Raw genomic sequence first — 8,394 nt, forward strand, 5'->3', positions numbered from 1 at the left:
TTGTGTTCTGATCTTGCGCCTGCCACTCGCGCCAACTACCTTATCGAGCGTCGTCATGGCCAGATGTGTAGAATGGACAGCACCCGGAACGCATCTCACGATGCGTTCCGACCTCTCCCCGCACGCGGGGCGAGGGAGCGCACCGTCTTCGCGCTACGCGATCGCGACGATCTCCAGTTCCTGCTCGCCTGAGCCCGCGACGTCGCCCACGGCTTTGCCCATCAACGACCGCGCCACCGGCGAGACGAAGGAGATCGAGCCGGCCTTCGGATCGGCTTCGTCCTCACCGACGATGCGATAGGTCTGCACCCGCCCGTCGGCGCGGCTGAAAGTCACGGTGCTACCGAAAGCAACTGTTTCGGTTGAAGCAGGGTCGGGCACGACCTTCGCGGTGCGGAGCCTTTCCGTCAGGTAGCGTGCGTCGCGCAGCGGAACCGCCGACTGCCGCCGCCGTTCGTTGACGTCGTCCAGCTGTTGCGCGGCCTCGTAGGCCTCGCGCGCCTCCTGCAGCTGACGCTCCAGCGCCTTCCGTCCTGCTTCCGTCACCAGATTGGCATGCGGCGATATGGGGCGGTCCGGCAACAGCGTCTCCGACGCAGTCTCGGCACTTTCTTCCTTGGTGAAGGCAACGCTCAATCCAGCACTCCATCGATGAGCCGGGCAGTATAGCCCCGCCTCACTCACCTTGCTAATGCGCGATGGGATTAGGCCGGAGCTAGTGCGGCGCCGGCTGTTCCGCTTTGCTCCGCCTACCGAAGCGGTTCTTGACGCCCTCACGCCAGCCCTGGAAGGTGACAAAGAGCATCGGCACCAGGAAGATGCCGATCGAGCTGGCGGCGAGCATGCCGCCGAAGACCGCGGTACCGACCGCACGGCGGCTGATCTCAGCGGCGCCGGTCGCGACCACCAGCGGCACCAGGCCGAGGATGAACGCGATCGAGGTCATCATGACGGCACGGAAGCGCATTTGCGCGCCCGTCGTCGCGGCGTCCACGATCGGCCTGCCGGCCTCGCGCTGCTCCTTGGCGAATTCGACGATCAGAATGCCGTTCTTGGCGGCAAGCGCGATCAGCACCACGAGGCCGATCTGGCCATAGAGATCGAGGTTGAGGCCTGCGAGCTTGATCGCGAGATAGGAGCCGAACACGCCGACCGTGACCGACAGCAGCACGGGAATCGGGATCGTCCAGCTCTCATACAGCGCCACCAGAAACAGATAGGCAAACAGCACCGCGAGCGCGAGGATGATGCCGGTCTGGCCGGAGGCCGCCTGCTCCTGATAGGCGGTGCCGGTCCATTCAAACGAGTAGCCGGCCGGCAGCGTCGACTTCGAGAGCTCGGCCATCGTCGCGATCGCGGTGCCCGACGACACGCCCGCCGCCGGGCTGCCGTTGATCGTGACCGAGCGATAATTGGCGTAGCGCGTGATCACCTGCGGGCCGGTCACGATCCGCAAGCTCGCGATCGAGCGGATCGGCACCATCTCGCCGCCGGTGTTGCGCACATAGATCTGCCAGATGTCGGGGATGTCGGCGCGGTTGGCCGCATCGCCCTGCACGTTGACCTGCCAGGTGCGGCCAAACAGATTGAAATTGTTGACGTAGATGCCGCCGAGCGTGGCCTGCAACGCGGTGAAGACGTCAGCCATGTTGAGGCCGAGCGCCTGCGCCTTGGCGCGATCGATGTCGAGGTAGACTGACGGGTTGGTGGCGGTGAAGGTCGAGAACACACGGGTCAGGTTCGGGTTGCTGTTCGCAGCGCCGATCAACCCAGCCATCACGCTGCTGAGCGAAGCGGGATCCTGGCCTTCCAGCGCCTCGAGCTGATATTCGAAACCGCCTGATGTCGACAGCCCGATGATCGGCGGCAAATTGAACGGCAGCACCGAGGCCTGACGAATCTGCGATCCGCCGACGAAGGTCTGCGCGATCGCGGCCTGCACCGATTCGGTCGTGGCCTTACGGTCGGCGAACGCCTTCATGCGCGCGACCATGAAGGCCGAGTTCGGCTCGCTGGCGCCGTCGAGCAGCGAGAAGCCGATGATCGACAGCACGTGGTCGACCGCCGGGTTCTTCTTCAACAGCGCTTCGACCTGCTTGGTGACCTCGCTGGTGCGCGCCACCGACGCGCCGTCGGGCAATTGCACCGCGATGAAGAAGGCGCCCTGGTCTTCCTCGGGCAGGAAGCCGGTCGGCGTGATCTTCGACACGCCGAACACTGCGCCGGCGAACACCAGCACCGCGACCAGCGACAACATTGCGACGCGAACCAGCCGCTGCACCACGCCGGCGTAGCGGTCGCGGACCCAGTCGATGCCGCCGAGCACCCGCCCCATGATGCCGCGGCGCGGTCCGCCGTGACGCAGGAACACGGCGCACAATGCCGGCGACAGCGTCAAAGCATTCAGCGCCGAGATCACCATCGCCGCGCTGATCGTCACCGCGAACTGGCGAAACAGCGTGCCGGAAATGCCGGGGATGAACGCGATCGGCACGAACACCGACAGCAGCACCAGCGAGATCGCGATGATCGGCGCGGTGATCTGCGCCATCGCCTTCTTGGTGGCATCGGCCGGCGACAGCTCCGGCTCCTCCTCCATGACGCGTTCGACGTTCTCGACCACGACGATGGCATCGTCGACCACGATACCGATCGCCAGCACCATCGCCAGCAGCGAGACCGTGTTGGCGGAATAACCCATCGCGAGCAGCACCGCGAAGGCGCCGATCAGGCTGACCGGGACCGCAACCGCCGGAATCACCGTGGCGCGCAGATTGCCGAGGAACAGGAACACCACGATCACGACGAGCACGAAGGCCTCGCCGAGCGTCTTCATCACTTCCTTGATCGTATCGGAGACGAAGGTCGTGGAGTCGTATTGCACGAGGTAGGTCAGCCCCGGCGGAAACCGCTCCGACAGCCGCGCAAGCGTGGCCTGCACGGCCTTGGCCGTGGTCACGGCATTGGCGCCGGGCGCCAGATAGATGCCCATCGGCACGCCGGGATTGCCGTCGATCCGCGACTCCGAATCCATGTTCTGCGCGCCGATCTCGACGCGGGCGACATCCCTGATCCGCAGCACCGATCCATCCGGATTGGCGCGCAGCACGATATCGCCGAACTGCTTGGATGTCGTCAGGCGCCCCTGGGTCTGCACGTTGAACTGGAATTGCTGGTCGTTGCTGATCGGACGCGCGCCGATGCGGCCGACCGGCGCCTGCACGCTCTGGGCACGGATCGCCGCGATCACGTCCGACGGCGCCAGATTGAGGCTGGTGAGGCGCTGGGTGTCGAACCAGATCCGCATCGAATAGTTCAGCTTGGCGAACAGCGAGGCCTGCCCGACACCGGGTGTCCGCGAGATCGCGTCCAGCACGTTGATGATGGCGTAGTTGGTGATGAACAGCGGATCCTGATCGGCACTCTTGCTGTACAGCACGATGAATTGCAGCACGGCCGAGGATTTCTTCTGCACCGTCAGGCCCTGCGCCTGCACCTCGGTCGGCAATTGCGCGAGCGCGCTCTGCACCCGGTTGTTGACGTTGACGGTGTTGATGTCAGGGTCGGTGCCGAGCGCGAACGAGACCGTCAGCGTATAGCTGCCGTCATTGCCGCTGGTCGACTTCATGTAGAGCATCTTGTCGACGCCGACGACCTGGGCCTCCAGCGGCTGGGCGACGCTCGATTCGACGACCTCAGCCGACGCGCCGGGAAACACGGCCGAGACCGTGACCTGCGGCGGCACGATGTCCGGGAACTGGGCGACCGGAATTTGCATCAGCGCCAGCGCGCCCGCGATCGTGATCACGAAGGCGATGACGATCGCAAGCCGCGGACGGTCGACGAAGACGGCGGAAATCATGGGTTGTTGCCCGTCGATTTCGCCGTGGTGTCGGCACCGCCGTCCAGGGAGGCCTTCATGCTCGACTGGATCAGCGCGCTGGCGGGCCCCGGCGCGACCACCTCGCCCGGCCTGACCTTCTGCAGTCCCTCGACCACGACCTTGTCACCGAGTGCGATGCCGCTCGTCACGGCCGCGATCGTCGACGTCGATTGCCCAAGCTTGATCCGCCGTTGCTCGGCCTTGTTGTCCGCGCCGACGACGTAGACATATTCGCCCTGCTGGTCCGACAGCACTGCCGAACGCGGGATCGCCAGCACCTCGACCGGCTGCACGCCTTCCAGCAGAACGGTCACGAACTGATTGTCGGTCAACTCGCGGACCGAGCCGCCGACTGCGACCGAGGTGTATGTCGACGGGTTCGGGATGGTGCCGCGCAAGGAGATGGTGTCGGTGTTCTGTGCGATCGTGTTGTTGACGAAGTTCAGCTCACCGACCTGGTCGTAGAGCCGGCCGTCTGTCAACCGCAAGCGGATCACGACGGCCTTGAAGCCGCCGCGCGTCGCATAACGGTCGCGCAGATCGAGTGCCTCGCGCACCGGCACAGGAAAGGTGACATACATCGGGTCCTGGCTGACGATGGTCGTCAGGGTACCCGAACTCGGCGTCACGACGTTACCCTCGGTGACCGCGGTGCGCCCGATCCGGCCGTCGATCGGCGAGTGGATCTCGGTGTAGTCGAGATTGATCTGGGACAGGTCGACCTGCGCCTGCGCCGCCTGCACCTGTGCCTCGAGGCTCTGCTGGTTGGCGACCGCCGCATCGACATTGGATTGCTGGCCGGCCGGCCCGCCCATCAGCGCCTTGGCGCGGTCGGTGGTCAGCTTGGCGTTGACCAGCGTCGCCTGCAACTGGGCGACCTGCGCCTTCTTCGAGGCAAGGTCGGCCTCGAACGGGCCACGCTCGAGTTGATACAGCAGGTCGCCGGCCTTGACCTCGGCGCCTTCGACGAAGTTCCGCTTCTCCAGGAACGCGGTGACGCGCGCCACCACGTTGACGCGGTTGGGGGCCTCGATGCGTCCGAGAAACTCATTGGTTTCGGTGATCGGCCGCTTCACCGCCTCGAACACGCCGACGGCGGGAGGCCCGGGCGGGCCCGCCTGGGCATGGGCCGCCGCAATCCCGATCACCGCCAATCCCGCCGATACCAGAAGCCCTGCCAATCCACCGAGCATTCGTTCCGTACCACTCATGCTGTCCAACCCTTCGGCTACCAACAAGCTCTACGAGACGGATATGACGTCGAGTTCCCTCGGACCGGGAAGGTCAGGATGGACCAGATGGTTGCAGGAGATCATAACGCGGCCGATACGACAATCCTGTAACCTGATCGCCCTTGCTTCAGCGATCCCGGCGATCGGCAGCTTCAGGAAGCGACGCAGCGCTGCAGCAAGGGCGGCGGCAGCACCCAGGCCGTTCACAACGCGACGGCGTTCTTCAAGCGGGACGTCTCCTGATAAACGGGCGACGCCAAATGATCATACAGCCATGGCCTCGCGCGCTTGCCGCTGACCTCGTGCACACCGTCGAAGACATCCATGTCCATCAAATGCGGATGGCCCGACGACGCGTAGACCGACTGCATTTCCGCGAACTTCTCATCCCGCCCGAGTTCCATCGCGTTTGCACCGTCGTGGCTACCGACTTCGACGAACAGCGGACACGGACTGATCAGGTACGCCAGCTCGCCGCCGGCATACCTGGCACGGCTATTGGCGAAATGAATGTAGGTTGCGAGCTCGATCCCGAGGTTCTTGCTGATGACGGACGACATCAGAAGCTTCCTCTCGTCGCGCATATATCCGGAGACGACGGTCGATCGCATCCGCCCGGTGGCGGCTTCCAGATGCAGCGCGAGAAACGCGCCCCAGGACACCCCGTAGACGCCGACATTTAGACCGGACGCGCCGGTCAGCTTGCGGCAGACGATTTCGCCGGCGTCGATCGATGCGCACGACACGTTGTGCGCGGAGACGCCATGGGATGCCAACATCGCGGCAATGTTGTTCTGGCTTTCCTGATTTCCGATCTGGACGATGTAGGGACACCAGACGACGTACCCGTCCCGGCATAGCTGCATGCCGAGCGCATTCATGTAGTCCTTGTCGGCATCATCGAAGCACCGCTCCGGCGTGCTCGCCATGCCGTGGCCAAGCAGGATCAATCCCTTGAACGCTCCATCGGGAATCCCGAGGCAGCCGCGCACCGGCACGCCGCATTCCAGATCGAACTCGACCTTGACGACGGAAAATCCATCTGCCGTGTCGCGCCAAAGAATACGTATCTCATCGCGGGATGGCCGATAAAGCCGCCGCTCCCGAAACAGCGAGCGCATCTCTCGTCGAATGTTCGAACCGGTTGCGACAGCGCGCAGCTTTCCGCCGGAAGCGATATCGAAGAATGACCGGCAGAACGTGTCGTAGCCAAGAGCCGGCAGATCGATATTCGCGCACGATCCCCGGCAATGACCGAGCGCCAGCGTGTTGCCGGTGACGGATGCGGGGCCGACCAGCGTCATCAACAATCCGGAAAGCGCCCTGCGGCTGATCATCGGCCCTCCCCGAGCCGACGATGGCTCGCATGAATGATCGCCTAGCTGGCGCTCCAGATCGCGTGGATACAAATTAAAGGATGTCCATGATCGAGCGATCACACGCAGCGTTGCAAACGTGTGACGCCTTCAGGCCACGCGCACCGGAAATCATGCAGCATACGTTTCAAGACACTTCGGAAGTATTTCTGACTGTCGCGCAGCTTCGATTCCGCCACACGCGGCGATGATCGTCAGAGCTTCATCGTCAGGCCTTACAGGTGCAGGGCGCGACCATCGACCTTGCGTTCCGGCGGGTGCCGGAGCGGCTGTTCGATGAGCCCGACGAACTCATCGCCTGGCACAGGCCGCGCTGGCCGCTGCGCGCCGGGTCGCAGCCAAACGCGCGCGACCTGACGCGCCCGCGCGAAAACCGCGAACAAGGCCGGCGAAACGCTGTAAATTCCCGTGATGCGCGTAAACGCGCACCGGAATAACCCGGACTCGTGGCTCGGACCGAATTGCACTACGCAATATTTTCGGGATCGATGGGTTTACTGTTGGACAACAACGTTCTTGGAATGGCCGATGGCGAACGACCTGCATGAGCATCTGATTGAGCTGGCCTATGAGGCCGCGGTCGTCCCCGAGCTTTGGCCGAATGTGCTGCATCAGGTCGGCGAGATCGCGAAAGCGCGCGGTATCGTGTTGCTGACGGCCGCCCCGCACGACGTCCGCTGGGTCGCATCCCCCGACATGCACGACGACACGGTGGCTTATGTCGAAGGCGGCTGGCACGAGCGCAACGGGCGGTTGCCGCGCCTGCTCGCGGCCAACCATGCCGGCTTCCTGCGCGACATCGACGTGTTCGCGACGCCCGAGGAGGTGCAGCAGGATTACCAGATCCGCGAGTTCTTCCGCCCGCGCGGGCTCGGATGGGGTGCCGGTACCGCGATCCCGGTGCCGAGCGGCGACGTGCTGATCTACAGCGTCGAGCGCGAATATCAGCATGGGCCGATCGAGCGGGAAGCCATCGAGCAACTCGATGCGCTGCGCCCGCATCTGGCGCGTGCTGCGCTGCTGTCCGCGCGGCTCGGGTTGGAGCGCGCCAAAGCGGCAACCGAATCGCTGGCGATGCTCGGCCTGCCCGCAGCGGTGCTGCGGCGCGGCGGCCGTCTGATGGCGGCCAACACGCTGTTCGATCGCCTGGTGCCGGACGTGATGCAGGATCGCGCCGAGCGGCTGGCACTGACGACGCCCTCCGCCGACGCGCTGTTCGCGCAGGCGGTGGCGGCGCTCGAACAAGGCCTCATCAGCACGGAGGTCCGCTCGGTGCCGATCGCGGCACAGGACGATCGTCCGCCGCTGATCGTGCATCTGATCCCGATCCACGGTACCGCGCGCGATCTGTTCGACCGCGCGTCGGCGATCGTGATCGTGACGCCGGTGGTGCCGGCGGAGGTGCCGACCGCGGAAGTGCTGCAAGGCCTGTTCGACCTGACGCCGGCGGAAGCCCGCGTCGCGCGCGGTATTGGCGAAGGACGCACCGTCGAGGCAATCGCCGTCGCATTCGGCATCTCCCGCGAAACGGTGCGCAACCAGCTCAAGGCCGTGCTGGCGAAGACCGGGCTCGGCCGACAGGTGGAACTGGCCGGCCTGCTCGCCGGCGCGAAGGTGCCGCCGGGTTCGTCTGCGGACTAGCCGCGGCTCTCAAGTCAGGCCGCGCTCAGGCGAGCCTGAAAGAAGCCGGCAACACGGCTGACCGCATCAGTGGTCGCTGGATCGTTGTCCGCAAAATCGAATCCGTGCGCCTTGCCCGGATATCTGACGAGCTCCGCCGCCGCGCCGACCGACTTGCCGAGCCCGGTCTTCGCCAGCACGGCCTTGAGCTGGTTGCGCACCGTTTCGCGGGAGATGCCGAATGCGACGGCGATTGCCTCGACGGTGCGTCCTTCGCCAATAC

6 protein-coding genes and 1 pseudogene are annotated in these 8,394 nt (G+C 64.9%); 2 read left to right on the forward strand and 5 right to left on the reverse strand.

What is annotated here, in order from left to right:
* Positions 1-153 precede the first annotated feature (153 nt).
* From greA to FNJ47_RS42870, 4 genes are all read right to left on the reverse strand, one after another.
* Entirely contained in the window at positions 154-636 is a 483-nt protein-coding gene (greA, locus tag FNJ47_RS42855; RefSeq protein ID WP_163162398.1) for a transcription elongation factor GreA, read from the reverse strand.
* Between the two features lie 79 nt (positions 637-715).
* Positions 716-3,862: an efflux RND transporter permease subunit gene (locus FNJ47_RS42860; RefSeq protein ID WP_163162399.1), complete on the reverse strand. Its 3,147-nt coding sequence runs from the start codon at positions 3,860-3,862 to the stop codon at positions 716-718.
* Positions 3,859-5,094, reverse strand: a complete 1,236-nt coding sequence (locus FNJ47_RS42865) for an efflux RND transporter periplasmic adaptor subunit (RefSeq protein WP_236000489.1) — start codon at positions 5,092-5,094, stop codon at positions 3,859-3,861. The genes FNJ47_RS42860 and FNJ47_RS42865 overlap by 4 nt, the downstream gene beginning before the upstream one ends.
* 224 nt (positions 5,095-5,318) lie before the next feature.
* On the reverse strand, positions 5,319-6,452 hold the full coding sequence (locus FNJ47_RS42870; RefSeq protein ID WP_163162400.1) for a hypothetical protein: 1,134 nt from the start codon (positions 6,450-6,452) through the stop codon (positions 5,319-5,321).
* 260 nt (positions 6,453-6,712) lie between these two features.
* Between FNJ47_RS42870 and FNJ47_RS42875 the strand changes: the two genes are divergently transcribed.
* Together FNJ47_RS42875 and FNJ47_RS42880 are read left to right on the forward strand one after the other, a co-directional pair.
* Positions 6,713-6,928, forward strand: coding sequence for a hypothetical protein (locus FNJ47_RS42875; protein ID WP_163162402.1), 216 nt, complete (start codon positions 6,713-6,715; stop codon positions 6,926-6,928).
* 91 nt (positions 6,929-7,019) lie between these two features.
* The gene (locus tag FNJ47_RS42880) at positions 7,020-8,132 is read left to right on the forward strand and encodes a helix-turn-helix transcriptional regulator (protein WP_163162404.1); all 1,113 of its coding nucleotides are present in this window, start codon (positions 7,020-7,022) and stop codon (positions 8,130-8,132) included.
* A gap of 14 nt (positions 8,133-8,146) precedes the next feature.
* On the opposite strand, the pseudogene FNJ47_RS52015 reads toward FNJ47_RS42880, so the two are convergent.
* Positions 8,147-8,394: pseudogene (locus tag FNJ47_RS52015) on the reverse strand (hypothetical protein); the annotation flags it as partial.

The organism is Bradyrhizobium uaiense, from assembly GCF_010811875.1.
GTDB classification, from domain to species: domain Bacteria; phylum Pseudomonadota; class Alphaproteobacteria; order Rhizobiales; family Xanthobacteraceae; genus Bradyrhizobium; species Bradyrhizobium uaiense.